21 protein-coding genes and 2 pseudogenes are annotated in these 24,913 nt (G+C 71.8%); 9 read left to right on the forward strand and 14 right to left on the reverse strand.

Annotated features, from left to right (window positions below; all coding sequences use genetic code 11):
- Positions 1-204: 204 nt before the first annotated feature.
- The 3 genes from ACH4TL_RS14085 to bldG all read right to left on the reverse strand — a co-directional run bounded on the left by ACH4TL_RS14085 (position 205) and on the right by bldG (position 3,961).
- Entirely contained in the window at positions 205-2,655 is a 2,451-nt protein-coding gene (locus tag ACH4TL_RS14085) for a sodium-translocating pyrophosphatase (protein ID WP_398313814.1), read from the reverse strand.
- 446 nt (positions 2,656-3,101) lie between these two features.
- Positions 3,102-3,530 (reverse strand): ATP-binding protein, encoded by a 429-nt coding sequence (locus ACH4TL_RS14090; RefSeq protein WP_398313816.1) that lies wholly within the window; start codon positions 3,528-3,530, stop codon positions 3,102-3,104.
- 89 nt (positions 3,531-3,619) lie between these two features.
- Complete coding sequence (gene bldG, locus ACH4TL_RS14095) at positions 3,620-3,961, reverse strand: anti-sigma factor antagonist BldG (RefSeq protein WP_009716787.1); 342 nt, start codon at positions 3,959-3,961, stop codon at positions 3,620-3,622.
- 54 nt (positions 3,962-4,015) lie between these two features.
- Between bldG and ACH4TL_RS14100 the strand changes: the two genes are divergently transcribed.
- The gene (locus ACH4TL_RS14100; protein ID WP_398313818.1) at positions 4,016-6,472 is read left to right on the forward strand and encodes a DEAD/DEAH box helicase; all 2,457 of its coding nucleotides are present in this window, start codon (positions 4,016-4,018) and stop codon (positions 6,470-6,472) included.
- Positions 6,473-6,625: 153 nt separating this feature from the next.
- On the opposite strand, the pseudogene ACH4TL_RS14105 reads toward ACH4TL_RS14100, so the two are convergent.
- The 7 genes and pseudogenes from ACH4TL_RS14105 to ssd all read right to left on the reverse strand — a co-directional run.
- Positions 6,626-6,949: pseudogene (locus tag ACH4TL_RS14105) on the reverse strand (Rv3654c family TadE-like protein); the annotation flags it as partial.
- Positions 6,946-7,368: a TadE family type IV pilus minor pilin gene (locus tag ACH4TL_RS14110; RefSeq protein ID WP_398313820.1), complete on the reverse strand. Its 423-nt coding sequence runs from the start codon at positions 7,366-7,368 to the stop codon at positions 6,946-6,948. The gene ACH4TL_RS14110 and the pseudogene ACH4TL_RS14105, both read right to left, overlap by 4 nt.
- The gene (locus tag ACH4TL_RS14115; protein ID WP_398313822.1) at positions 7,355-7,552 is read right to left on the reverse strand and encodes a DUF4244 domain-containing protein; all 198 of its coding nucleotides are present in this window, start codon (positions 7,550-7,552) and stop codon (positions 7,355-7,357) included. Before ACH4TL_RS14115 ends, ACH4TL_RS14110 begins: the two co-directional genes overlap by 14 nt.
- Before the next feature lie 87 nt (positions 7,553-7,639).
- Positions 7,640-8,479 (reverse strand): type II secretion system F family protein, encoded by an 840-nt coding sequence (locus ACH4TL_RS14120; protein WP_398313824.1) that lies wholly within the window; start codon positions 8,477-8,479, stop codon positions 7,640-7,642.
- A complete protein-coding gene (locus ACH4TL_RS14125) occupies positions 8,476-9,396 on the reverse strand; it encodes a type II secretion system F family protein (protein ID WP_398313826.1) in 921 nt (306 codons plus the stop codon). The genes ACH4TL_RS14120 and ACH4TL_RS14125 overlap by 4 nt, the downstream gene beginning before the upstream one ends.
- Positions 9,393-10,559 carry a TadA family conjugal transfer-associated ATPase gene (locus ACH4TL_RS14130; RefSeq protein WP_398313828.1) on the reverse strand — a complete coding sequence of 389 codons (1,167 nt, stop codon included), beginning with the start codon at positions 10,557-10,559 and terminating at the stop codon, positions 9,393-9,395. Before ACH4TL_RS14130 ends, ACH4TL_RS14125 begins: the two co-directional genes overlap by 4 nt.
- The gene (gene ssd, locus ACH4TL_RS14135; RefSeq protein WP_398313830.1) at positions 10,556-11,665 is read right to left on the reverse strand and encodes a septum site-determining protein Ssd; all 1,110 of its coding nucleotides are present in this window, start codon (positions 11,663-11,665) and stop codon (positions 10,556-10,558) included. The genes ACH4TL_RS14130 and ssd overlap by 4 nt, the downstream gene beginning before the upstream one ends.
- Positions 11,666-12,119: 454 nt before the next feature.
- Between ssd and ACH4TL_RS14140 the strand changes: the two genes are divergently transcribed.
- A complete protein-coding gene (locus ACH4TL_RS14140; RefSeq protein ID WP_398313832.1) occupies positions 12,120-12,956 on the forward strand; it encodes an HAD family hydrolase in 837 nt (278 codons plus the stop codon).
- A 314-nt stretch (positions 12,957-13,270) separates the two neighbouring features.
- On the opposite strand, the gene ACH4TL_RS14145 is transcribed toward ACH4TL_RS14140, so the two are convergent.
- Positions 13,271-14,092 carry an oxidoreductase gene (locus tag ACH4TL_RS14145; RefSeq protein ID WP_398313834.1) on the reverse strand — a complete coding sequence of 274 codons (822 nt, stop codon included), beginning with the start codon at positions 14,090-14,092 and terminating at the stop codon, positions 13,271-13,273.
- Between the two features lie 102 nt (positions 14,093-14,194).
- Here ACH4TL_RS14145 and ACH4TL_RS14150 point away from each other — a divergent pair, with 102 nt between their 5' ends.
- From ACH4TL_RS14150 to ACH4TL_RS14180, 7 genes and pseudogenes are all read left to right on the forward strand, one after another.
- Positions 14,195-15,199, forward strand: coding sequence for an ATP-binding protein (locus ACH4TL_RS14150; protein ID WP_398313836.1), 1,005 nt, complete (start codon positions 14,195-14,197; stop codon positions 15,197-15,199).
- Positions 15,200-15,547: 348 nt separating this feature from the next.
- Positions 15,548-16,426 (forward strand): annotated as a pseudogene (locus ACH4TL_RS14155) (carbonic anhydrase); the annotation flags it as partial.
- Positions 16,427-16,542: 116 nt separating this feature from the next.
- Positions 16,543-18,504 (forward strand): acetate--CoA ligase, encoded by a 1,962-nt coding sequence (acs, locus tag ACH4TL_RS14160; RefSeq protein WP_398313838.1) that lies wholly within the window; start codon positions 16,543-16,545, stop codon positions 18,502-18,504.
- 183 nt (positions 18,505-18,687) lie between these two features.
- Positions 18,688-20,076 carry a Na+/H+ antiporter NhaA gene (nhaA, locus tag ACH4TL_RS14165; protein WP_398313840.1) on the forward strand — a complete coding sequence of 463 codons (1,389 nt, stop codon included), beginning with the start codon at positions 18,688-18,690 and terminating at the stop codon, positions 20,074-20,076.
- An 88-nt stretch (positions 20,077-20,164) separates the two neighbouring features.
- Positions 20,165-20,626: a phage holin family protein gene (locus ACH4TL_RS14170; RefSeq protein ID WP_398313842.1), complete on the forward strand. Its 462-nt coding sequence runs from the start codon at positions 20,165-20,167 to the stop codon at positions 20,624-20,626.
- On the forward strand, positions 20,623-21,549 hold the full coding sequence (locus ACH4TL_RS14175; RefSeq protein ID WP_398313844.1) for an alpha/beta fold hydrolase: 927 nt from the start codon (positions 20,623-20,625) through the stop codon (positions 21,547-21,549). The genes ACH4TL_RS14170 and ACH4TL_RS14175 overlap by 4 nt, the downstream gene beginning before the upstream one ends.
- 122 nt (positions 21,550-21,671) lie before the next feature.
- Positions 21,672-21,878 (forward strand): hypothetical protein, encoded by a 207-nt coding sequence (locus ACH4TL_RS14180; RefSeq protein ID WP_398313846.1) that lies wholly within the window; start codon positions 21,672-21,674, stop codon positions 21,876-21,878.
- A 91-nt stretch (positions 21,879-21,969) separates the two neighbouring features.
- Here the strand turns inward: ACH4TL_RS14180 and ACH4TL_RS14185 are convergent, their stop codons facing one another.
- Genes ACH4TL_RS14185 through nth form a run of 3 tightly spaced genes read right to left on the reverse strand, consistent with a single transcriptional unit; the run spans position 21,970 to position 24,851 of the window.
- Positions 21,970-23,169 (reverse strand): MarP family serine protease, encoded by a 1,200-nt coding sequence (locus ACH4TL_RS14185; protein ID WP_398313848.1) that lies wholly within the window; start codon positions 23,167-23,169, stop codon positions 21,970-21,972.
- Between the two features lie 12 nt (positions 23,170-23,181).
- On the reverse strand, positions 23,182-23,868 hold the full coding sequence (locus ACH4TL_RS14190) for an NUDIX hydrolase (protein WP_398313850.1): 687 nt from the start codon (positions 23,866-23,868) through the stop codon (positions 23,182-23,184).
- The gene (nth, locus tag ACH4TL_RS14195) at positions 23,865-24,851 is read right to left on the reverse strand and encodes an endonuclease III (protein WP_398313852.1); all 987 of its coding nucleotides are present in this window, start codon (positions 24,849-24,851) and stop codon (positions 23,865-23,867) included. The genes ACH4TL_RS14190 and nth overlap by 4 nt, the downstream gene beginning before the upstream one ends.
- Positions 24,852-24,913 lie beyond the last annotated feature (62 nt).

Below are 24,913 nucleotides of genomic sequence, written 5' to 3' on the forward strand. Positions count from 1 at the left end.
GCCACGCCACTCGGACCGTCTGCAGAGCATCCTGTATGGATGCTTTTGACGTCAATTGAACCAAGCTCGGTGTGCCATCCGCCTCATCCCTCTCAGCGCCGGGACGGGCCGGACCGCGAGCACGGCTGCGGGCGGACGGCGTGCCTCGCACACCGTCCGCCCGCATGCCGCGGGGGCTCACACCGCCCCGTGACCACTTCCGGGTCAGGACACCACCGCCGCGTCGGCCGACTTCGCGACGCGTTCGGAGTTGCCTTCATCACTTACGGCGATGCCACGCCGCTTGGAGACGTAGACGGCACCGACGATGATCGCGACGGCCAGCGCGGCGATCAGCGCCCGGAGCCCCGGGCTCGCGTCGTCGCCGTAGCTGAACTTCACGACCGCCGGGGCGATCAGCAGCGCCACCAGGTTCATGACCTTCAGCAGCGGGTTGATCGCGGGCCCCGCGGTGTCCTTGAACGGGTCGCCGACCGTGTCGCCGATCACCGTCGCTGCATGGGCCTCGCTGCCCTTGCCGCCGTGGTGCCCGTCCTCCACCAGCTTCTTCGCGTTGTCCCAGGCGCCTCCGGAATTCGCGAGGAAGACCGCCATCAGGGTGCCGGTGCCGATCGCCCCGGCCAGGAACGAACCGAGTGCGCCGACCCCGAAGGCGAAGCCGACGGCGATCGGTGCCAGGACCGCCAGCAGACCGGGGGTGGCCAGCTCGCGCAGCGCGTCCTTGGTGCAGATGTCGACGACCCGCCCGTACTCCGGCTTCTCGCTGTAATTCATGATCCCGGGCTTCTCCCGGAACTGCCGCCGCACCTCGAAGACCACCGCGCCGGCCGACCGCGACACCGCGTTGATCGCCAGCCCCGAGAAGAGGAAGACGACGGCGGCGCCGAGGACGAGACCGACCAGGTTGTTGGGCTGCGAGATGTCCAGGCTGAGGTTCATCTGCCCGGCCACCGAGGTGTGCACTTCGGAGACGGCCTCCGCGATGGCGTCGCGGTACGAGCCGAAGAGCGCCGCCGCGGCGAGCACCGCCGTCGCGATGGCGATGCCCTTGGTGATCGCCTTGGTGGTGTTGCCGACCGCGTCGAGGTCGGTGAGCACCTGGGCACCCGCGCCCTCGACGTCGCCGGACATCTCGGCGATGCCCTGCGCGTTGTCGGAGACCGGGCCGAAGGTGTCCATCGCGACGATGACGCCGACGGTGGTGAGCAGACCGGTCCCGGCGAGCGCGACCGCGAACAGCGCCAGCATGATCGAGGTGCCGCCGAGCAGGAACGCGCCGTAGACGCTGAGCCCGATCAGCACCGCCGAGTAGACGGCGGACTCGAGACCCACCGAGATGCCGGAGAGCACCACGGTGGCCGGGCCGGTCAGCGAGGTCTTGCCGATGTCCCGCACGGGACGCCGGGTGGTCTCGGTGAAGTAGCCCGTGAGCTGCTGGATGAGCGCGGCGAGCACGATGCCGATGGCGACGGCGACCAGCGCGAGCACCCGCGGATCACCGCTGTGGCCGAGGATCTCGCGGTTGGTGACACCGTCGAGGTCGGCGTAGCTGGACGGCAGATAGGCGAAGACCACGGCCGCCACCAGCGCCATCGAGATCACCGCGGAGATGAAGAAGCCACGGTTGATGGCCGTCATCCCGCTGCGGTCGGCGCGGCGCGGGGCCACGGCGAAGATCCCGACCATGGCGGTGATCACACCGATGGCCGGGACGAGCAGCGGGAACACGAGGCCCGCGTCGCCGAAGGCCGCCTTGCCGAGGATCAGCGCGGCGACCAGGGTCACGGCGTACGACTCGAACAGGTCGGCGGCCATGCCCGCGCAGTCGCCGACGTTGTCGCCCACGTTGTCCGCGATGGTCGCGGCGTTGCGCGGGTCGTCCTCGGGGATGCCCTGCTCGACCTTGCCGACCAGGTCGGCACCGACGTCGGCGGCCTTGGTGAAGATGCCGCCGCCGACCCTCATGAACATCGCGATCAGCGCGGCGCCGAGACCGAAGCCCTCCAGCACCTTGGGCGCGTCGGCCGCGTACACGAGCACCACGCAGGAGGCGCCCAGCAGGCCGAGGCCGACGGTGAACATGCCGACCACGCCACCCGTGCGGAATGCGATCTTCATCGCCTTGTGCGAGACCGCCGTCAGATCCACCCCGCCCGGCGTCCCGGGAGCCCCGGGGGCGGACGAAGCGGAATCCCCGTTGACCGGAGTGGCGGGGGTCTCGGGAGTCGCTTCCCGGGCCGCGGCGGCGACGCGAACATTGCTGCGCACCGCGAGCCACATGCCGATATAGCCGGTGGCCGCCGAGAATCCCGCGCCGATCAGAAAGAACACCGACCGCCCGATGCGCTGTGCCCAGTCGTCCGCCGGCAACAACAGGAGCAGGAAGACCACGACCACGGCGAATCCGCCGAGGGTGCGCAGCTGCCGGGCCAGATAGGCATTCGCGCCTTCCTGAACGGCCTCGGCGATCTTCTTCATACTGTCCGTGCCCTCGCCGGCGGCGAGCACTTGTCGTACCAGCACCACGGCGACAGCGAGCGCCGCGATCGCGACCGCGGCGATCACCATCACGATCACACGGTTGTCGTCGGTCAGTTCTGCTGCGGCCAGGGTCGTGGTGAGATCCAGCTGATGAGGGGTGAGAGGCCCCGCCATTCGTCCTCCTTGACGTTTGGCACATGGGCGCGCAGCAGTTCTGCGACCGCAGAAGAGCCGCCACGCTCAGGCGTCCTGAGCTCAAGATGTGGACGGATTGTAGGTAGCGTCACACGATCAAAACAGGGCGCCGGAATGGGAATTCGCCTGCACCAGCGAAGATCAATAGGTTTGAGCCTCGGGAATTCCTCCGGAAGGAGGAAGGTCAACAATTCACTGACGGGTGGGGAATGATCTCCATAAACGATCTCCGTGCACTATGAAAAGTGCTGTTCAGGGCGGTTTTCCGGCCATCCGGAAGCCTCCGGACGGCGGCTGGATCGTCAGGAACATCAGGAACGACGACCGGGCCGGCCGTCACGGGGACGGCCGGCCCGGAGGTCACGGCGATGTGCGCTTGAATGGCGGGGGATCGTTACCGCACGAGGTCGTTACGGCACGAGCCGCTACGGCACGGGCGACTGGGGTGAGGCAGGCCAGCTCATGCGGATCACGCCGCCGGTCTCGCTGGTCGTCACCTCGACGTCGTCGACGAGCCCGCTGATGACCGCGAGGCCCATCTCGTCCTCGCTCTCGGCCTCGTCGTCCACATCCGGATGGGAGCCGGGGGCATGCCCCGCCGAGGTCGGGGACTCATCGCCGACCTCGATGGAGAACTTCTTCTCCTCCTCGGTGAGCGCCACCCGCACCGGGGCGTCCACCCCGTTGCTCAGGTGCAGCCCCACCGCACGGGTGCAGGCCTCGCCGACCGCGAGCCGCACCTCGTCGAGCACGGCCTCGTCCACCCCCGCCCGGCGCGCTACGGCAGCCGCGACCAGCCGGGCGGTCCTGACGTGCTCGGGAAGCGCGCTGAAGCGGAGTTCGACGGTGGCCATGCCATCCCCCTCGGGCGTATGGGCGTGCAGATCAGGGGGCCGGGCGAAGCCGCCCGGAACCCCCTTGTTGGTCTTCCCGCGGTGACTGGTCAGTCAGTCGCCGCGACAGCGTCCTCGACCGAGGTGTGGATGGGGAACACCTTGGTCAGGCCGGTGATACGGAAGATCTTGAGAATGCGCTCCTGGTTGCACACCAGACGCAGTGAGCCCTCATGGGCACGTACGCGCTTGAGCCCGCCGACGAGCACGCCGAGCCCGGTGGAGTCGAGAAAGTCGACGCCCTCCATGTCGACGACCAGGTGGTAGCTACCGTCGTTGACAAGCTCGACCAGCTGCTCGCGCAGCTTGGGCGCGGTATAAACATCAATCTCGCCACCGACCTCGACGACCGTGCGGTCGCCAACGGTCCGAGTCGACAGGGACAGGTCCACGGATCCTCCAGCACCTTGCATCGAGCGGTCGCCCCCCATGGATCGGCAGCCGCGATGGCATTCAATCACTTACCAGCAGGCGTGCACGACGCCTTGAGCCCATTGTCCGTCAGACCAGTGACACACTCGGTGTCGATGGCCCACAACCAACTCCCGCGGCAGGCGGGCATACGCCCCTCGCCCCGGGCCGTTCTCGACCGGCTCGGCACCGGAGCAGGCCGAGGCGCGCGCATCACTCATACGGAGCACTTGCCCCCGCGTCTCGGCAGCCATGCCGACTGGCCTTCGCCGATCCGGCCGGAAGTGATCGACGCCATCCGGGCCGCCGGAATCGAGCGCCCGTGGGCCCATCAGGCGCGCACGGCCGACCACGCCCTGCGCGGGGAATCCGTGGTCGTGGCCACCGGCACCGCCTCCGGCAAGTCCCTGGCCTATCTCGCCCCGGTGCTCAGCACCCTGCTGGACGGCTCGGAGGAGCCCAGCGGGCGGGGCACGACCGCCCTGTACCTCTCGCCCACCAAGGCGCTCGCCGCCGACCAGCGCCGCGCGGTGGCCGATCTCACCGCCCCGCTGGGCACCGGTGTGCGGGCGGCGGTCTACGACGGCGACACGCCGGTGGAGGAGCGCGAGTGGGTCCGCCAGTACGCGAACTACGTGCTCACCAACCCCGACATGCTCCACCGGGGCATCCTGCCGGGCCACCCCAGATGGTCCTCCTTCCTGCGCGCGCTGCGCTACGTCGTCATCGACGAGTGCCACACCTACCGCGGTGTCTTCGGCTCCCATGTCGCCCAGGTGCTGCGCAGACTCCGGCGGGTCTGCGCCCGCTACGGCTCCTCGCCCGTGTTCCTGCTCGCCTCGGCCACCTCCGCCGACCCGGCCGTGGCGGCGACCCGGCTGACCGGGGTACCGGTCACGGCGATCACCGAGGACTCCTCGCCCCGCGGCGAGGTGGTCTTCGCCCTGTGGGAGCCGCCGCTGACCGAGCTGCACGGCGAGCAGGGCGCCCCCGTGCGCCGCACGGCAACCGCCGAATCCGCGGACCTGCTCACCGACCTGGCCGTCCAGGGCGTCCGCACCGTCACCTTCGTGCGCTCCCGGCGCGGCGCCGAGCTGATCGCCCTGATCGCCCAGGAACGGCTGGCGGATGTCGACCGGTCCCTGCCGGACCGGGTGGCCGCCTACCGCGGCGGATATCTCCCCGAGGAGCGCCGCGCCCTGGAGCGGGCCCTGCACTCCGGTGACCTCCTCGGCCTCGCCGCCACCACCGCCCTCGAACTCGGCATGGACATCGCCGGTCTGGACGCCGTCGTCCTGGCCGGATATCCCGGCACCCGCGCCTCCCTGTGGCAGCAGGCGGGGCGAGCGGGCCGCGCGGGGCAGGGGGCCCTCGCGATCCTGGTCGCCCGGGACGACCCGCTGGACACCTATCTCGTCCACCACCCCGACGCCCTCTTCCGGCAGCCCGTCGAGTCCACCGTCCTGGACCCCGACAACCCGTACGTCCTCGCGCCGCACCTGTGCGCGGCCGCCGCCGAGCTGCCGCTCACCGAGGCCGACCTGGACCTCTTCGGCCCCGCCACCGAGGAGCTGCTGCCGCAGCTGGAGCAGCGCAAGCTGCTGCGCCGCCGCGCGACCGCCTGGCACTGGACCCGCCGCGAGCGCGCCGCCGACCTCACCGACATCCGCGGGGAGGGCGGCAGCCCGGTCCAGGTCGTGGAGGCGGCGACCGGGCGGCTGCTGGGCACCGTGGACGCCTCGGCTGCCCACACCACCGTCCACGAGGGCGCCGTCCACCTCCACCAGGGCCTGAGCTATCTCGTCCGGCAGCTCGACCTGGAGGACTCGGTCGCGCTCGTGGAGGAGGCCAGTCCGCCGTACTCGACCACCGCCCGCGACACCACCGCGATCTCCATCCTGGAGACCACCACCGAGATCCCGTGGGGGGACGCGCGGCTGTGCTTCGGATCCGTCGAGGTCACCAATCAGGTGGTCTCCTTCCTGCGCCGCAAGCTGATCACCGGTGAGGTGCTGGGCGAGACCAAGCTCGACCTCCCGCCCCGCACGCTGCGCACCCGGGCCGTGTGGTGGACCGTGACCGAGGACCAGCTGGAGGACGCCCGGGTCCACCCCCAGGCCCTCGGCGGCGCCCTGCACGCCGCCGAGCACGCCTCCATCGGCATCCTGCCGCTCTTCGCGACCTGCGACCGCTGGGACATCGGCGGGGTGTCGGTCCCCCTGCACCCCGACACGCTGCTGCCGACGGTCTTCGTGTACGACGGCCACCCCGGCGGGGCGGGCTTCGCCGAACGGGCCTTCCACACGGCCGCCAGTTGGCTGACCGCCACCCGCGAGGCGATCGCGGTCTGCGAATGCGAAGCGGGCTGCCCGTCCTGCATCCAGTCCCCGAAGTGCGGCAACGGGAACGATCCGCTCGACAAGCGGGCCGCCATCCGTCTGCTGACGACGCTCCTGGCCAAAGCCCCGGACCAGCCCCCCACCGAGGACTGACCGGGCCCCGGCACCCGCCGCCTGCTCCCGGACGCCCTGGTCTGCCGGGCGCCCGCCAGGACCGGCTGCGGGACCGGGTACGGGGGTGTCGACGGGGCCTGCTCGCGACCGGGCCCGGAGGGCGAACGGCCCGGCCCGCACCTCCGCCGTCAGATCCGCGATCTCGCCGCTCAGAGCGCACCGCACCACACGCGCGCCCTGGGCGGAGGCCACCCGCCGCGCGAGTCGGCACGCCGCACCGGGCCCCTCCAGGCCGTGGTCCGCCGCGGCGAGTGCCGCCAGGTCGGCGGCCCCACCGGCCCGGTGACGCGCCACCATGACCTGCCCGGCCGTCAGCACGACGGCGAACACCGCGCACAGCGCCGTCGCGGCGAACGCCGCCCACACCGTCGCCGACCCGCGGTCACCCACCCCGCGGCCACCTGCCCCGCGATCGCTTGCCCAGAGGCCGCCCGCACCGCGTACGGAACACCTCACGGGGCCCTCCCCCGCCCCGCACCGGCCCCGCCCACCGTGTCCTCGGCGAGGGCGGCCGACTCCGCGTGCAGCCGCAGCGCCAGCGGGCCGGGGCCGACCGCACGGGTCCGGATCCGTACCCGCATCAGGTCTCCGTCCCGCCACAGCTCCACCCGCGCGCCGCGCGGTGCTGCCGCTCGGGCGGCGGCCAGCACGGCGTCCCGCGACTCCGACCGGGCCGCCGCCCGCGCCCCGGCCACGGCCGCGTGCGTGCAACTCATCTGCGCGGACGCGGCCATCAGGCCCCAGATCAGCATCAGGGCGAACAGGACGAGCACCGGCAGGGTGACCGCCGCCTCGGCGGTGACGAAGCCCTGGTCCGACCCCCTGCGGGCCCCTCGCGCCCGCCCGGCCCTGGGCGCCGACTCAGAACGGCGCATCGAGAGCCCGTCCGATCACCGCTTGCAGCGCACCGCTGACGGTCCCGCTGGTCACCACCTTGTACAGCACCGCGGCGAAGGCACACGCCGCCAGCGTCCCCATCGCGTACTCAACGGTGGCCATGCCCGCCTCGGCCCTCGCACGCACCGCCGCACGCCGCCGGACCCACCACTTCCTGATCATTTCGGTCCCCCTCGTAGATGTCATTTCGCCGTTCGCCGTACAGAAACGAACTCCTCGTGCCGCGTCGGGCAGCGCGAGGCGCCGTGCTCAGATGTGGCCCGCCAGACCGCCCGCGAGACCGGTCATCACCGGGGCCACGCCGATCAGCAGATACGCGGGCAGGAAGCAGGCCCCGAGCGGGGCCGTCGCCAGCACGCTCGCCCGATCGGCGCGTCGGGCCGCTTCCCTCCCCTGCTCGGCGCGGCAGTCGGCGGCGATGCGGGACACCGGCTCCACTGCCGGGGCGCCCGTGGTCCCGGCGTGCTCCAGGGCGCGCGCCAGCCCGCTCGCGCCGGGCAGTGCGCCAAGCCGCCCCCAGGCGGCGGCCGGTTCGCCTCCCAGCCGTAGCTCCGCGGCGGTCCGGACCAGCCGCTCGCCGACCGGGCCGCCGAGCGATGTGCCCACCGCGTCCGCCGCCGTGCGCGGGTCCGCCCCGGCGGCCAGACAGGCCGCCAGCAGGTCGGCGGCCAGCGGGATCTGCCCCACGGTCTCGGCCGCCTGACTCCCCGCGCCGCCGGAACGGCCCCCGGACCGGCCCGTGGCGGCCTGCCGACGCTGCCACCGCCTGACGCCATACGCGGCCGCCGCCCCCAGCACCCAGCCCAGTGGCCCTCCGACAAGGACGACACCGGCCAGCAGGACACCCAGCGAGGCCGCCCAGGCCAAGGCCGCGCCCTCGTCCGCACGGGCCCGCCACCACGCCCGGGCCCGGCCCTTCCTCCGGGCCGTACCGGTGTCCACGTCCACTCGCCCGCCCGGCAGCAGAGCCGCCAGCCGCCGCCGGGCGGCACGGTCCCGCCGGGCCTCCACCACGGCCATCGCCCCATACGCGACGGCGGCCATGAGGGCCAGCGCGATCCCCAGCCTGTGGACAAGGACGACGCTCACCGGCCGACCGTCTTCCCGGGGGCGAGGGCCGCCCGCATCGACCGTCTGAGCCAGGCGAACCCCGCCCACTCCAGCAGGCAGCCACCCAGCAGACAGCCCAGCCCGACCGGGGTGTGCAGGAGCTGATGCAGCGGCTCGGTGCCCAGCGCGGTTCCCATCACCAGCCCGAAGACGGGCAGCACGGCCAGCACCGCGACGGTGACCTTGGGCCCCGCCAGCTTGGCGCGCAGTACCTCCCGCTGCTCGCGCTCGGCGCGCAGCGCCGAGGCCACCCGGTCGAGCCCGGCGGCAAGCCCCGCGCCTTCGTCGACGGCCACCTGCCAGCAGGCCGCGACCCCGGTCAGCCCCTCCGCGCCCGGCTGCCGGGCCGCCCTGCGCAGCGCCTCGGGCACGTCCCCGCCGAACCGGGCCGCGGCGGACACCAGCCCCCATCGCTCCCCCAGGTCCCCCGAGGGCACGGACAGCAGCGCCTCGCCGGGCTGCCTCCCGGCCCGCAGCTCGCCCGCCACGGTGCCGCACAGCTCGATCACTCCCGCCGCACGCCGGTCGCGGGCCCGGACGCGCTCCCGGGTTCGCAGCCACCGGCCGACCACCGGCACGGCCGCCACGGCGGCGAACAGCGGCAGGGCCGACGCGCCGAGCACCGCGAGCACACAGCCGACCGGCAGGCACAGCAGCTCACGGCCCATCCGCCCGCCGTACCTGACCCGCCAGCGCTCCTTGAGCCAGGCGGCCGTCTCCGACAGCCGCCGCGCCGGGTCCGGCCCGGTGGGCGCGACGGGCCCGCCGCCCGCGAGGAGCAGCCTGGCCCGGCGCAGCTCGCGGTCCCGCCCGGTGAGCAGCCACGCGGCCACCGCAGCGCACAGCAGCGCCGCACCGAGGGTCAGCGCCCCGGGGTACCCTCCGGTGCCGGTCATGACGCGCCTCCGCCTCGTGCGCACAGCCGCTGGAGCCGCTGCCAGCCCGCCACCCGCTCGAAGCCCCGCGGGGTCCATACGGCGGCCGGCACGGTGGTGACGAAGCCCGCGCGGTCCCGGTCGAGCACATGCAGCTCGGCGATCCTGCGCCGTCCGCCGCGGTCCCGCACCAGATGGACCACGACCGACAGGGCGGCCGCCAACTGGCTGTGCAGCGCGGCCCGGTCCAGACCCGCGGCCGAGCCGAGCGCCTCCAGCCGGGCCGGTACGTCCCCCGCCGTATTGGCGTGGACGGTGCCGCAGCCGCCCTCATGGCCGGTGTTCAGGGCGCCCAGGAGATCGGTGACTTCGGGGCCGCGCACCTCGCCGACCACGAGCCGGTCGGGGCGCATCCGCAGCGCCTGGCGCACCAGGTCCCGCAGGGTGACCTGGCCGCGGCCCTCCTGGTTGGCGGGGCGGGTCTCCAGCCGGACCACATGGGGATGGTCGGGCCGCAGCTCCGCCGAGTCCTCGGCGAGGACGATCCGCTCGCCCCGGCCGACCAGTCCCAGCAGAGTGCTCAGCAACGTCGTCTTGCCGGACCCGGTGCCGCCGCTCACCAGGTACGAGAGCCTGGCGTCCAGCATGGCCCGCAGCAGCTCCGCGCCGCCGGGTGGCACGGTCCCGGCGGTCGCCAGCTCGGCGAGGGAGAACGCCCGCGGACGCACCACCCGCAGCGACAGGCAAGTGGATCCGACGGCCACCGGCGGGAGCACCGCGTGCAGCCGCGTCCCGTCCGGCAGCCGGGCGTCCACCCAGGGGCGGGCGTCGTCCAGCCGCCGCCCGGCCACCGCGGCGAGCCGCTGGGCGAGCCTGCGCACGGCGGCCGCGTCGGTGAAGGAGACGGCGGTGCGCTCCAGCCCCGCGCCGCGGTCCACCCACACCTCGTCGGGGGCGGTGACCAGCACGTCCGTGACGTCGGGCGCGGCCAGCAGGGGCTCCAGGGGGCCGGTGCCGACCAGTTCGGAGCGCAGGGCGGCGACGACCCCGAGCACTTCGGTGTCGCCCAGCAGCCGCCCCTCCTCGCGCAGGGCGGCCGCCACCCGGGAGGGAGTCGGATCGGCACCGCTCTCCGCCAGCCGGAGCCGCACCGCGTCCAGCAGATCCAGGGTTTCGACGGTCATGCGGTGACACCTCCCGCGCCGGGCAGGGCCCGGGCCCAGAACTCGGTGCAGAACCGGCCGAGCGGGCCGCCCGCGCTGCCGCCTGGCGGCTCGCCGCCGTCGATCGCGTCCAGCAGCCCCGGCTCCGGAGGCAGTTGACCGACCAGCGGCAGCCCGAGCAGCCGGGCGATCTCCTCGTCCTCCAGATCGGACCCGCACGGCCCCCGCACCACCGCGCGCAGATCGCTCAGCACCATGCCCACCGTGGACGCCACCCGGTGCGCGGCCGCGACGGCGCGCAGCTCCGCCGGGACGACCAGCAGGCCGAGGTCCACCTGGGCGAGGGCCTCGGCCGCCGCGTCGTCCACCCGGCGGGGCAGATCCACCACCACGACCCCACCGCGCCGTCGGGCCGCGGCCAGCACCGCGCGCATCGCCGAGGGCGGAATGACGACCGAATCGCCCCTGTCCCAGCTGAGCACCCGCAGGGAGTGCAGCTCGGGCAGCGACTCCTCCAGCGCGCTCCCGGCGACCCGGCCGCGCGATTCGGCGAAGGCGGGCCATCGCAGCCCCTCCGATCCCTCCCCGCCGAGCAGCACATCGAGGCCGCCACCCAGCGGGTCGCCGTCGATGAGCATGGTGCGCCGGCCCGAGCGGGCCGCTGTGACCGCCAGGGCACAGGCGAGGGTGGAGGCTCCTGCTCCGCCGCGGCCCCCGATGACCCCGATGGTCAGGGCCTGCTGGCCAACTCCCTCCGCGACATCGGCGATCCGGTCCACGAGCCAGGTCTCGGCGTCGGGCAGGAACACCACATTGTCGGCGCCGATGTCCACGGCCCGGCGCCAGATGCCGGGGTCGTCGAGATCGCGCCCGATGAGCAGCACGCCCGCTCTGCGGACGCGGCCGCGGAGCCGGGGCGCCGCGTCGTCCCCGACGAGAATCAGCGGCGCGCCCTCCCAACTCCCCCTGCGCGTGGGGGCGCCATGGGCCACTTCGGCCTCGGCTCCGGCGGCCGCGCACAGCCTCAGCAGATCGTCGAGAAGCTCTTCGTCCTCGGTGATGATCAGCGGTCTACTGCGCTGTCCTTCTACCGGTGATGACCGTTCCGGTGTGATGGATGCAGTCACGGTCCCCTCCCCATATCGTTACGCGCTCTCACTCACGCGAACGGCGAGTGCAAACAACGCGGAGAATCACCGTGTCGCGATCCTGAAAATCTTGGGGATCTTGGTCCAAAACCGTGGACAACTCATCAGTTGTGAATATCCCAGTCACCTAAACCGGTGACTTCCGGAGTGCAGCCTAGCGATTACGCACGGTAACCATTCAGGCTGTGAGGGAACAGAGATCACTCGGACCCGGATGAGGGGAGCAAGATCTCGTGAAAGGACCGAAAAAGCGTCCGGACATGCGACGACCCCCGCCGGGGGGGAGAGCGGGGGTCGTCCCCACGGCCGACTCGGGGGGGGAGGAGTCGGGCCGGGTTAGCACGGTCGCGAACGATCCGTGACTTCCATGGTGTACCCGAGAGCCTTCTCAGGCAAACCCACGCGCCTCAGCTTACGCCGAATGGTGGGCCCTATGCTCGGCGTCGTGGAAAACCACTCCTTGCCCCGGACGGCCGCCTTCTTTGACCTGGACAAGACGGTCATTGCGAAGTCAAGCACGCTCACCTTCAGCAAGTCCTTCTACCGGGGTGGGCTGATCAACCGTCGAGCCGTACTGCGTACTGCTTATGCCCAGTTCGTCTTCCTCGCAGGGCGCGCGGATCACGACCAGATGGAGCGGTTGCGCGAGTACCTCTCAGCACTCTGCCGTGGCTGGAATGTCCAGCAGGTGAAGGAGATCGTCGCGGAGACTCTGCACGATCTGATCGACCCCATCATCTACGACGAGGCGGCCTCCCTCATCGAGCAACACCACGCCGCCGGACGCGATGTGGTGATTGTCAGCACCTCGGGCGCGGAGGTCGTGGAGCCGATCGGCGAGCTGCTGGGCGCGGACCGGGTGGTGGCCACCCGCATGGTCGTCGAGGACGGGGTCTTCACCGGCGAAGTCGAGTACTACGCCTACGGACCGACGAAGGCGGAGGCGATCGCCGAACTGGCCGAGTCCGAGGGATACGACTTGTCGCGCTGCTACGCCTACAGCGACTCGGGGACCGACCTGCCGATGCTGGAGTCGGTCGGCCATCCGCACGCGGTGAATCCGGACCGGGCCCTGCGCCGCGAAGCGGTCGCCCGCGGCTGGCCGGTCCTCTCCTTCGACCGCCCGGTGCGACTGAAGCAGCGGCTGCCCTCGCTGTCCATGCCACCGCGGCCGGTGCTGGCCGCGATCGCGGCGGTCGGCGCGGCCGCCGCCACCGCCGGTCTGGTGTGGTACGCGAGCCGACGACGCACCCCTTATGCCCGCATTTGACCACGCCGCAAAGATCTGGGTGAAGGGGTTCCACTTGGCTCCGCGCAGGAGTAGAAAGGAATCGACGGCCCGCGAGACCAGGGGTATCCGGGAGGATCTCCCCAGACGCACCAAGGCCCCACGGACCGAGCACGGATGCCGGGCACCCACGCGACGCCGACCCGTCGATTACGGGCCAGCCGCACCAGGTGACGGGCGAAGATCCCGGCCTGATGGGCGAATTTCTGTGCACGCACTGGTAACCCGGCGGACGTGCCAGCGGCGGCACCCTCGTGGTGCCGCCGCAACTCTGTCCGGCCCCGGAGCCGACGGCCTCAGGCCGCTCCCCGCTGCATCGCCTCGCACACGGCCGTGCTCTCCCGCACACCCAGCTCAACCGACCGTCCGCAGTGCCCGATCCAGGCCGCCATGCCCTCGGGCGTCCCGGACACATAGCCTTCGAGACCGGCCACACACGCGGCGGCGCCCTGCTCCGCGTGGCCCACCTCCGCCGGGCAGATGGACTTCGGGTCGAGCCCGCTGCCGACCAGCACGATCCGCTCGGCGGCGCGCGCCACCAGACCGTTGTAGGAGCCGAAGGGCCGCAGCGCGAGCAGTTCGCCGTGCACCACCGCCGCCGTCACCAGCGCCGGGGCCGCGCTGCCCGCGAGCAGCAGCCGCGCCAGGCCGTCGAGCCGGCCCGCCACCTCGCCGGCGTCCGGCGGCTCCGGCCCGACCAGTTGCTCCCGCACCGGTTCGCCCGCCAGCCGGGGCCGTCCGATTCTCTCGTCATCGTCCGCCCCTCCGGCCGCGACCAGGTGCAGCCTGGCCAGCACCCGCAGCGGCGACTGCCGCCAGACGCTCAGCAACTGGCCGGCCTCGGCGGTCACCCGCAGCGCCGCACCCACCGTGTGCGGTTCGCCTTCGGCGCCGAAGTCGGTGCGACGGCGGACTTCTTCGAGCGCCCAGTCGGCACCGGCCAGCGCCGCGGAACCGCGCGCTCCGCGCAGCGCCGCCTCGGACGTGACCTCATTGCTGCGGCGGCGCATCACCCGGTGGCCGTAGACCCGGTCCACTGCCGTCCGCACAGCCTCCACGGACTCGGCCACACCGGGCAGCCCCGCCAGGGTGGCGAGCGGATCTGCTGACGTACTCATGAGTACGACCCTACGCACCCACGGCCCGGCACCCCTCGTTGGAGTGGTTTTCTTCACGTAAATCCCTCATGGGAGAGGATCACTCACCTACGCTTTCTGAACATGAAGATCGCTTTCGTAGGCAAGGGCGGCAGCGGCAAGACGACGCTGTCGTCGCTGTTCATCCGCCATCTCGCCGCCACCCGCGCCCCGGTCGTCGCGGTCGACGCCGACATCAACCAGCACTTGGGCGCGGCACTCGGGCTCGACGAGGCGGAGGCCGCCGCACTGCCCGCCATGGGCGCCCATCTCCCCCTGATCAAGGACTACTTGCGCGGGACGAACCCCCGGATCGCCTCCGCCGAGACCATGATCAAGACGACGCCGCCCGGCGAGGGGTCGCGACTGCTGTGGATCAGCGAGGACAACCCCGTCTACGAGGCGTGCGCCCGGACCGTCCCGCTCGGCGCCGGGGAGGTGCGGATGATGGCGACCGGCCCCTTCACCGAGTCCGACCTCGGCGTCGCCTGCTACCACTCCAAGGTCGGCGCGGTCGAGCTGTGCCTCAACCATCTGATCGACGGGCGCGGGGAGTTCGTGGTCGTCGACATGACGGCGGGCAGCGACTCCTTCGCCTCCGGGCTCTTCACCCGCTTCGACATGACGTTCCTGGTCGCCGAGCCCACCCGTAAGGGCATCGCGGTCTACCGCCAGTACAAGGAGTACGCCCGCGACTTCGACGTGGCGCTGCGCGTGGTCGGCAACAAGGTGCAGGGCCCGGACGACCTCGCCTTCCTGCGCGCCGAGGTGGGAGACGACCTGCTGGTCACCGTCGGCCACTCCGACTGGGTCCGGGCGATGGAGAAGGGCCGCGCGCCGCGCTTCACGGAACTGGAGGAGCCCAACCGCGAGGCACTGCGCACGCTGCACGACGCGGTGGACGCCTCCTACGAGCGGCGGGACTGGCAGCGGTACACCCGCCAGATGGTGCACTTCCACCTGAAGAACGCGCAGAGTTGGGGGAACGCGAAGACGGGCGCCGACCTGGCCGCACAGGTCGATCCGGCCTTCGCCCTGAGCGAGTCCGCCCTGGCCGGTCGGGCGACGGCCACTCCCGCACCCGCCTAGCCATCCGCCCGCCAACTTGCCCCGCGCGCCCACTCGCCCGGGATAGTCATCTCACCTGACTATTCATCCCATAGAAGGAACAACGGCCCACTCCTCCCCAAAAGGCTTCTCTTCGACTTTACCTGGCATTACGATTCATTTACCAATGCTTGGGAGTCAGCACCGCAGTACGCCGCGACCCACGGCCGCGCCCTCGCTCGCGACCGCGAAGCCCCGGAGGAGACGGGAATGTTGAAGCTCTTGGACCAGATCGCGCTTGCCGCAGACCCTCCGCTGCACGCCGGGCTGATGGCCTTCGCGATCGCCGGGATCGCGATCGCCGTCGTCGTCTCGCTACGCCGGTTCCATCGGCCGCAGCGGCCGGTGGCCGAGTCGGCGACTGCGCCCGCCTGCCGCCCATGGACACCCTGGCGCGACCACCACTGCACCCGCCCCGCCCCGGCGGCCGGGGCCGGACCCGCACAAGGAGAGGGCGCCGGGCAGTTGCTGAGCGGGGTGAGTGCCTTCCAGCGCAACACCGCGCCGCTGGTGCGCGACGAGCTGGCGCGGCTCGCCCGGGAGGGACAGCGGCCCACCCAGCTGTTTCTCACCTGCGCCGACTCCCGGCTGGTGACCAGCATGATCACCTCCAGCGGCCCCGGGGATCTGTTCACCGTGCGGAACGTGGGCAACCTGGTGCCGCCGCCCGGCGAGGGCGCCGCATGCGACTCGGTGGGCGCGGCCATCGAGTACGCGGTGGAGGTGCTGAGGGTCGGCAGCATCACGGTGTGCGGGCACTCCGGATGCGGGGCGATGCAGGCGCTGCTCGGCTCTTCGTCCGCGTCACCCGGGGCGCAGACGCCGCTGGCACGCTGGCTGCGCCACGGCCGCCCCGGGCTGGCGCGGATGGAGCGGATCGGGCGACTGGGGCGCGGCGAGGTCGCGCTGGCCGACCGGCCGGTGGCCGACGACGGGGAGCGGCTGGCGCTGATCAACGTGATGCAGCAACTGGAGCATCTGAGGGCGCACGCCTGCGTCGCGCGACGGGTGGCGGAGGGAGGGCTGGTGCTGCACGGGATGTATTTCGATGTGGCGGAGGCTCAGGCGTACGTCCTGGAGCCCGGATCGGCCAGATTCCGCGCAGTCCGGCCGGACGACGGCACCCCGGTGGCCGTCTGTGCGGCCGGTCCGGCCGCCGCCCCGGAGCCCGGGAAAGGGGGAGTCGTGGCAGCGCTGGAGGCGATCTGATCGCAGCCTCCACGACAGGTCTACACCAATTTATGGCGACAGCCCTTGTCAGGGCCTGCCCGGGGCTGATGAGCTATGGCCGGGACACAACGGACACCCTGGGAATGGGAGATGTCGTGAGCAACGAAAGCCTGGCCAACCTTCTTCGCGAGGAGCGCCGTTTCACGCCGCCGGCCGACCTGGCCGCGAACGCCAACGTGACGGCCGAGGCGTACGAGCGTGCGAAGGCGGACCGCCTGGGCTTCTGGGCCGAGCAAGCCCGTCGGCTGACCTGGGCGACCGAGCCTACCGAGACGCTCGACTGGTCGAACCCGCCCTTCGCGAAGTGGTTCGCCGACGGCAAGCTCAACGTGGCGTACAACTGCGTCGACCGCCATGTCGAGAACGGGCTCGGCGACCGGGTGGCCCTCCACTTCGAGGGGGAGCCCGGCGACACCCGTTCGCTGACCTACGCCGAGCTCCAGCGGGAGGTCTCGCAGGCGGCACACGCGCTGACCGAGCTGGGGGTCCGGACGGGCGACCGGGTCGCCATCTACCTTCCGATGATCACGGAGGCGGTCATCGCGATGCTGGCCTGCGCCCGCATCGGTGCCCCGCACTCGGTGGTCTTCGGCGGCTTCTCGGCCGACGCCCTCGCCAAGCGCATCCAGGACGCCGACGCCCGGGTGATCATCACCTCCGACGGCGGCTACCGCCGCGGCAAGCCGTCCGCGCTCAAGCCCGCCGTCGACGAGGCCCTGACCCGCCCGGGCACCGAGAACGTGCGCAGCGTGCTGGTCGTCCGGCGCACCGGCCAGGAGGTGGACTGGACCGAGGGCCGCGACGTGTGGTGGCACGAGATCGTGGGCCGCCAGCCGGAGCAGCACACGCCCGAGGCGTTCGACGCCGAGCACCCGCTGTTCATCCTCTACACCTCCGGCACCACCGGTAAGCCGAAGGGCATCCTGCACACCACCGGCGGCTACCTCACCCAGGTGTCGTACACCCACCACGCCGTCTTCGACCTCAAGCCGGAGTCGGACGTCTTCTGGTGCACGGCCGACGTCGGCTGGGTCACCGGCCACTCGTACATCGTCTACGGGCCGCTCTCCAACGGAGCGACCGAGGTGCTCTACGAGGGCACGCCGGACACCCCGCACCAGGGCCGCTGGTGGGAGATCGTCCAGAAGTACGGGGTCACCATCCTGTACACCGCCCCGACCGCGATCCGCGCGTGCATGAAGTGGGGCGACGACATCCCGGCCAAGTTCGACCTGTCCTCGCTGCGCATCCTCGGCTCGGTCGGCGAGCCGATCAACCCCGAGGCATGGGTCTGGTACCGCAAGAACATCGGCGCGGACACCACGCCCGTCGTCGACACCTGGTGGCAGACCGAGACCGGCGGCATGATGATCAGCCCGCTGCCGGGCGTCACCGCGACGAAGCCCGGTTCGGCCCAGGTCGCCCTCCCCGGCATCGCCGCCACCGTCGTCGACGACGAGGCGAACGAGGTGCCGAACGGCGCGGGCGGCTATCTGGTGATCACCGAGCCGTGGCCGTCGATGCTCCGCACCATCTGGGGCGACGACCAGCGCTACCTGGACACCTACTGGTCCCGCTTCGAGAACCGCTACTTCGCGGGCGACGGCGCCAAGAAGGACGACGACGGCGACATCTGGCTGCTCGGCCGGGTCGACGACGTGATGCTGGTGTCCGGCCACAACATCTCGACGACCGAGGTCGAGTCGGCACTCGTCTCGCACCCCAAGGTCGCCGAGGCCGCCGTGGTCGGGGCCACCGACCCGCAGACCACCCAGGCGATCTGCGCCTTCGTCATCCTGCGCGGCGGCGCGGCCGAGGACGAGGATCTGGTCGAGGAGCTGCGGGCGCATGTCGCCAAGCAGCTCGGCCCGATCGCCAAGCCCAAGCGGATCCTGCCGGTGGGCGAGCTGCCCAAGACCCGTTCCGGCAAGATCATGCGGCGGCTGCTGCGCGATGTCGCCGAGAACCGGGCGCTGGGCGACGTCACCACGCTCACCGACTCCTCCGTCATGGAGCTGATCCAGAGCAAGCTGCCGTCCGCGCCCAGCGAGGACTGAGCAGCGGCTTGTGCGGAGGAGGGGCGCTCCCGCCACGCGGAGCGCCCCTCCTCCGTTCCGGTTAAGGTGATTACCTGCCGCGTTAACAACGCGACAGGGTGAACGAGGGCGCGCCGGGAAGTCTGGTCGGCACACACCACAGGTGTGTCCGCACCCGCCCGACGACCCCAGGAGGCCCCGCCCGTGGCCGCGCCCACCAGCCGCAAGTTCCTCGGCCGTCTCTCGCTGCCCGAGCGGACGTTCGTCACCGACGCCCTGCGCACCGAAACCGTCGGCGGCATGATCCTGCTCGTCGCCGCGATCGCCGCGCTGATTCTTGCGAACACCCCGCTCAGCGGCGTCTACGGCGACATCAAGGACTTCTCCTTCGGCCCCCAGGCGCTGCATCTGCATCTGTCCGTCGAGTCCTGGGCCACGGACGGCCTGCTCACCATCTTCTTCTTCGTCGCCGGTATCGAGCTGAAGCGCGAGCTGGTCGCGGGCGAGCTGCGCGATCCGAAGGCCGCCGCGCTGCCCGTGGTCGCCGCGCTGTGCGGCATGGCCGCCCCTGCCCTCGTCTACGTCGTCGTCAACGCCTCCGGCGGCAGCCTGCGGGGCTGGGCCGTACCGACCGCCACCGACATCGCCTTCGCGCTCGCCGTCCTCGCCGTCATCGGCACCGCACTGCCCGCCGCCCTGCGCGCGTTCCTGCTCACCCTCGCGGTCGTCGACGACCTCGGCGCGATCGTGATCATCGCGATCTTCTTCACCAAGGACATCAACCTCATCGCCCTCGGCCTGTCCTTCGCCGGGCTCGCCCTCTTCCGGCTGCTGCACCACAAGGGCGTACGCGGCGCGTACATCTACGTCCCGCTCGGCCTGGTGATCTGGGCGCTGATGCACGCGAGCGGGGTGCATGCCACCGTCGCGGGCGTCGCGATGGGCCTGATGCTGCGCTGCACCGTGCGGGAGGGCGAGGACCGTTCCCCCGCCGAGCGCATCGAGCACCGGGTGCGCCCCCTGTCGGCCGGGCTCGCCGTGCCGGTGTTCGCCCTCTTCGCCGCCGGGGTGCCGATATCCGGCGGCGCCGTGGCGGACGTCTTCACCCGCCCCGAGACGCTCGGCGTCGTCCTCGGCCTGGTGGTGGGCAAGGCGGCCGGGGTGTTCGGCGGCTCGTGGTGCGCGGCCCGGTTCACCAAGGCGGAGCTCAACGAGGACCTGGAGTGGGCGGATGTGTTCGCCGTCGCGACCCTCGCAGGAATCGGTTTCACCGTCTCCCTCCTCATCGGCGAACTGGCCTTCCCCGAACATCCGGCGCTCGCCGAGGAGGTGAAGGCGGCGGTCCTCATCGGCTCGCTGTGCGCCGCGCTGCTCGCGGGCATCCTCCTCAAGCTGCGCAACAACCGCTACCAGCGGCTGTATCAGGACGAGGAGCGGGACGAGGACATGGACGGCATCCCCGACGTCTATGAACTCGACACCCCCGAATACCACCTCCGGATGGCCGCGATCCATGAGGCAAAGGCCGCCGAGCACCGGCGGCTTGCCGAAGCGGCCGCCGCGAACGGCTCCGGTGACGATGGTCCGGCATGATCTGAGACGCCATGATCTGAGAGGCTTGAAAGCCGCGGAACAGCGCAGAAGACGACCGGAATACGTACAAGAGCAGAGGGAGATGGCGATGAGCGCAGCCGACGACGGCGGCAACCGCAGCCTCGGCCAGCTGGTGGCGACGGCGACCACCGAGCTGTCCGCGCTGGTGCACGACGAGATCGCGCTGGCCAAGGCCGAGCTCCGGGTGGGCGCCAAGAAGGCGGCGGTCGGCAGCGGCGCCGGCATGGCGGCCGGGGTGCTGATCCTGTTCTCGCTTCCGGTGCTGAGTTTCGCCCTCGCCTATGGAATGCGGTCCTGGACCGGCCTCGGCCTCGCCTGGTGCTTCCTGATCGTGGGCGGGATCTACTGGCTGATCGCCGGCATCCTGGGCCTGCTCGCGCTGCTGAAGTTCAAGAAGGTGAAGGCGCCGAAGCGGTCCATGGCCTCGTCCAAGGAGACGGCGGCCGTCCTCGGGAACGTCAAACCGCATCCGCGGGCCGAGGCGAACGGCGGCCGCTCCGTACGGGATGTGACACGCTCGTCGGCATGACCGTCCCTGATATCTCCGCGTCGGTCGTTCGGCTGGACGGCCCCTGGACCCACCGGGACGTCGCGGCCAACGGCGCGCGCTTCCACATCGCCGAGCTGGGCGACGGCCCGCTGGTGCTGCTGCTCCACGGGTTTCCGCAGTTCTGGTGGACCTGGCGGCACCAGCTGACCGCGCTCGCCGAGGCCGGGTACCGGGCGGTCGCGATGGACCTGCGCGGAGTGGGCGGCAGCGACCGTACGCCGCGGGGGTACGACCCGGCCAACCTCGCCCTCGACATCACCGGGGTGATCCGCTCGCTCGGTGAGCCGGACGCCGCCCTGGTCGGCCATGACCTGGGGGGATATCTGGCGTGGACGGCCGCGGTGATGCGCCCGAAGCTGCTGCGGCGGCTCGCGGTGACCTCCATGCCGCATCCGCGGCGCTGGCGCTCGGCGATGCTCGGGGACGTCAGGCAGAGCGCCGCGGGCTCCCACATCTGGGGCTTCCAGCGGCCATGGCTGCCCGAACGCCATCTGGTCGCGGACGACGCGGCGGCCGTGGGGCAGCTGATCCGGGACTGGTCCGGGCCGCGGCTGCCCGAGGACGAGGTGGTGGACGTCTACCGGCGCGCGATGACCGTACCCTCGACCGCGCACTGCTCGATCGAGCCGTACCGCTGGATGGTGCGGTCGCTGGCGCGGCCGGACGGTATCCAGTTCAACCGCCGGATGAAGCGGCCGGTGCGGGTGCCGACCCTGCATCTGCACGGTTCGCTCGACCCGGTGATGCGGACCCGCAGCGCAGCGGGGTCGGGGCAGTACGTGGAGGCACCGTACCGCTGGCGGCTCTTCGACGGCCTCGGCCACTTTCCGCACGAGGAGGCCCCGCACGCCTTCTCAGCGGAGCTGATCAACTGGCTCAAGGACCCGGAACCGGACCGCTGAGCGAGGCCGCAGCGGGCCTCGTGCGAACAGATGTTTCTCGAACGGCCACTTGCCTGGCGCATAGGCCAATTGCCGCAGTCACCCGCGATTACCGACCTTGGGCCACGGGCACAGTCCGGAGTATGGGCTGGACGCACGACTACCGTGACGCACCGAGCGGCAGCGGCCCCGAGACCGCCGCCGCTGCCAAAGCCGCACTGAGCATTTCCGAGCCGGGCGGCTCCGGGCCTGTTCAAGGCCATGATCCCAATATCGTCGGGATTCCCCGCATCATCGGGCGCCGGGCTCGCTGGGTCTCGGCGCGGCTGCGCCATCCACGCAGCCGGTAGACCGCGCGAGCGGCGGTAGGCCGCACGAGCGGCGCTGCCGCGGGTAGGCGGGTGCCGGCGGTGAGGCGGTGCCAGCGGCCGGTAGGCGGCGTCAGAGGGCGCACCCCTGGCTGTCCACCGGCCGGTCGGCCGTACGCCCCCGCTCGGCGTCCTTGCGCACCTCGTCCGCCGTCAGCGCGTACCCCGTCTTGGCGTCGTCGAGCGACTTGGCGAAGACCACGCCGTACACCCTGCCCTGCGGGGTGAGCAGCGGGCCGCCGGAGTTGCCCTGCCGCACGGTCGCGTACAGCGAGTACACATCGCGCTGCACGGTGCCACGGTGGTAGATGTCCGGGCCGTTGGCCGTGATGCGGCCGCGGACGCGGGCCGCGCGCACATCGAACGCGCCGTTCTCCGGGAATCCGGCCACGATCGCGTCGTCGCCGCTGTTCGCGTCGCCCTGCGTGAACTGGAGCGCGGGCGCCTGGAGCGAGGGCACATCGAGGACCGCGACGTCGCGCTTCCAGTCGTAGAGCACGACCTTCGCGTCGTACAGCCGGCCCTCGCCGCCTATCTGCACGGTCGGGTCGTCGACCCCGCCGACCACATGGGCGTTGGTCATGACCCGGCCCGGCGAGAAGACGAAGCCGGTGCCCTCCAGGACCTTGCCGCAGCTCGGGGCGGTCCCGACGACCTTCACGATGCTCTTCTGGGCCTGGCTGGCCACCGGGGACTGCGCCAGCGCCGGGTCGGGCTGCGGCACCGAGGGGATCGGCTCGTTCGAGAACGGCGAGAAGACCTGCGGGAATCCGCCCTGCGCGAGGACGGTGGAGAAGTCGGAGAACCAGGTGCTGGCCTGCTCCGGGACCACACGCGAGACCCCGAACATCACCTTGGATTCGCGGACCTCCTTGCCGACCGTGGGCAGCGAGGTGCCCGCCACCAGGGAGCCGATCAGCCAGGCGACCGTCAGCATCGCCAGGACGTTCACCAGCGCGCCGCCCGTCGCGTCCAGGGCGCGCGCCGGTGACCAGGTGATGTACCGGCGGAGCTTGTTTCCCAGGTGGGTGGTGGCGGCCTGACCGACCGAGGCGCACACGATCACCAGCACGATCGCCACGAGGGCACCGAAGGTGCCGGGCGACGCACGGTCGGTGGCGCCGTCCCAGATGACCGGCAGCAGATAGACCGCGACCAGACCACCGCCGATGAATCCGATCACCGACAGCACGCCGACGACGAAGCCCTGGCGATAGCCGATGATCGCGAACCATACGGCGGCGAGCAGCAGCAGGATGTCCAGCACATTCACCGGGACACCGTCTCACGCGCGCCAGTCGAGTGGGACGTGCTTCGCACGGTCCCATGGTCGTTCCCAGCCCGCGTAGTGGAGTATGCGATCGATCACTCCCGCCGTGAAACCCCAGACCAGAGCGCCCCCGACCAGGAACGCAGGGCCCTGGTGGCCGCTGGGGTGCACCGTCGTCGCCCGGTTCGCCGGATCCGTGAGATCCGCCACGGGCACCGTGAAGACCCGGGCCGTCTCGGCGGGGTCCACAGGACCGACCGGGCTCGGCTCGCGCCACCAGCCCAGGACGGGCGTCACGACGAAGCCGCTCACCGGGATGTACAGCCGCGGCAGGACGGCGAAGACCTGGACGCCCGCGGGATCGAGCCCCGTCTCCTCCTCGGCCTCGCGCAGCGCCGCATGCAGCGGACCGGATCCGTCCGGATCGCCGTCCTCGGGGTCGAGCGCGCCGCCGGGGAAGGAAGGCTGGCCCGCGTGCGAGCGCAGCGAGCCCGACCGCTCCATCAGCAGCAGCTCGGGGCCGCCGGGGCCGTCCCCGAAGAGCACCAGTACGGCGGAGGGGCGGCCGCCGCCCTGCGGCGGCGGCAGGAACCGGCTCAGCTGGTGCGGCTCGATCGTCTCGGCCGCCCGCGCCACGGGGAGCAGCCACTCGGGCAGCCCCTGTGCGCTGACCCCCACGCCTCCGCCGTACGTGCTCGTCATCCGGCGGCTCCCAGCGGGGCGGCGGGGCTCCCCGGGTAATCGGAGGGCGGGCGCAGCCGCTGCCCCGGCTGACCGCCCATCTCGTACTTCAGCAGCTTCTTCGCCTTGTCCGGATCGGTCTCGCCCTCCCCGTACGCCGGGCAGAGCGGGGCGATCGGGCAGGCGCCGCAGGCGGGCTTGCGGGCGTGGCAGACGCGGCGGCCGTGGAAGATGATGCGGTGCGAGAGCATCGTCCACTCACTCTTCGGGAAGATCGCGGCGATCTCCGCCTCGACCTTCTCCGGATCCTCCTGGTCGGTCCACTTCCAGCGCCGCACCAGCCGCCCGAAGTGGGTGTCCACGGTGAGCCCCGGCACCCCGAACGCGTTCCCCAGGACCACATTGGCCGTCTTCCGGCCGACGCCGGGCAGCGTGACCAGGTCCTTCAGCCGGCCCGGCACCTCGCCGTCGAAGCGGTCGCACAGGGCCGCGGAGAGGCCCAGCAGGGACTTGGCCTTGGCGCGGAAGAAGCCGGTGGGCCTGATCAGCTGCTCCAGCGCCTCGGGGTCGGCGGCCGCCATGTCCTCGGGGGTCGGATAGGCGGCGAAGAGCCCGGGGGTGGTCTGGTTGACCCGCAGGTCGGTCGTCTGGGCGGACAGCACCGTGGCGACCAGGAGCTGGAACGGGTTCTCGAAATCCAGCTCGGGGTGGGCATACGGGTAGACATCGGCCAGCTCGCGGTTGATGCGCCGGGCGCGGCGGACGAGCGCGAGCCGGGATTCCGGCCGGGAGGGCTTCGCGGCTTTGGCGGGCTCGGCGGCCTTTGCGGCCTTTGCTGACTTCGCACTCTTGGCGGTCTTCGCAGGCTTGGCGGGCTTCGCGGCCTTCGTCGTCTTGGCATCTGTGGCGGGAGTGGCCGGCTTGGCCGCTTTGGGCGCCTTCGCCGCTTCCGTCGGCTCGGCGGACCCTTGTTCGCCCACAGCGGAATTACGAGATGCGGTCACCCGTTCGGCCCCCTTGCCCCGTGCTCTCACCGGCGTATTGGACACCCGGCCAGCCTAAGCCC

The sequence above is a fragment of the Streptomyces sp. NPDC021115 genome, assembly GCF_044333065.1.
Lineage (GTDB): Bacteria > Actinomycetota > Actinomycetes > Streptomycetales > Streptomycetaceae > Streptomyces.

What these genes read in the sequence shown, in the direction of transcription:
- ACH4TL_RS14170 (WP_398313842.1), top strand. Translation starts at nt 20,165, where the DNA reads ATGAGCGCAGCCGACGACGGCGGCAACCGCAGCCTCGGCCAGCTGGTG.
- ACH4TL_RS14175 (WP_398313844.1), top strand. Translation starts at nt 20,623, where the DNA reads ATGACCGTCCCTGATATCTCCGCGTCGGTCGTTCGGCTGGACGGCCCC.
- ACH4TL_RS14140 (WP_398313832.1), top strand. Translation starts at nt 12,120, where the DNA reads ATGCTCGGCGTCGTGGAAAACCACTCCTTGCCCCGGACGGCCGCCTTC.
- ACH4TL_RS14110 (WP_398313820.1), bottom strand. Translation starts at nt 7,368, where the DNA reads ATGCGCCGTTCTGAGTCGGCGCCCAGGGCCGGGCGGGCGCGAGGGGCC.
- ACH4TL_RS14090 (WP_398313816.1), bottom strand. Translation starts at nt 3,530, where the DNA reads ATGGCCACCGTCGAACTCCGCTTCAGCGCGCTTCCCGAGCACGTCAGG.
- ACH4TL_RS14180 (WP_398313846.1), top strand. Translation starts at nt 21,672, where the DNA reads ATGGGCTGGACGCACGACTACCGTGACGCACCGAGCGGCAGCGGCCCC.
- ACH4TL_RS14100 (WP_398313818.1), top strand. Translation starts at nt 4,016, where the DNA reads ATGGCATTCAATCACTTACCAGCAGGCGTGCACGACGCCTTGAGCCCA.
- ACH4TL_RS14145 (WP_398313834.1), bottom strand. Translation starts at nt 14,092, where the DNA reads ATGAGTACGTCAGCAGATCCGCTCGCCACCCTGGCGGGGCTGCCCGGT.
- ACH4TL_RS14085 (WP_398313814.1), bottom strand. Translation starts at nt 2,655, where the DNA reads ATGGCGGGGCCTCTCACCCCTCATCAGCTGGATCTCACCACGACCCTG.
- ACH4TL_RS14125 (WP_398313826.1), bottom strand. Translation starts at nt 9,396, where the DNA reads ATGACCGGCACCGGAGGGTACCCCGGGGCGCTGACCCTCGGTGCGGCG.
- ACH4TL_RS14190 (WP_398313850.1), bottom strand. Translation starts at nt 23,868, where the DNA reads ATGACGAGCACGTACGGCGGAGGCGTGGGGGTCAGCGCACAGGGGCTG.
- ACH4TL_RS14115 (WP_398313822.1), bottom strand. Translation starts at nt 7,552, where the DNA reads ATGATCAGGAAGTGGTGGGTCCGGCGGCGTGCGGCGGTGCGTGCGAGG.
- ACH4TL_RS14130 (WP_398313828.1), bottom strand. Translation starts at nt 10,559, where the DNA reads ATGACCGTCGAAACCCTGGATCTGCTGGACGCGGTGCGGCTCCGGCTG.
- ACH4TL_RS14150 (WP_398313836.1), top strand. Translation starts at nt 14,195, where the DNA reads ATGAAGATCGCTTTCGTAGGCAAGGGCGGCAGCGGCAAGACGACGCTG.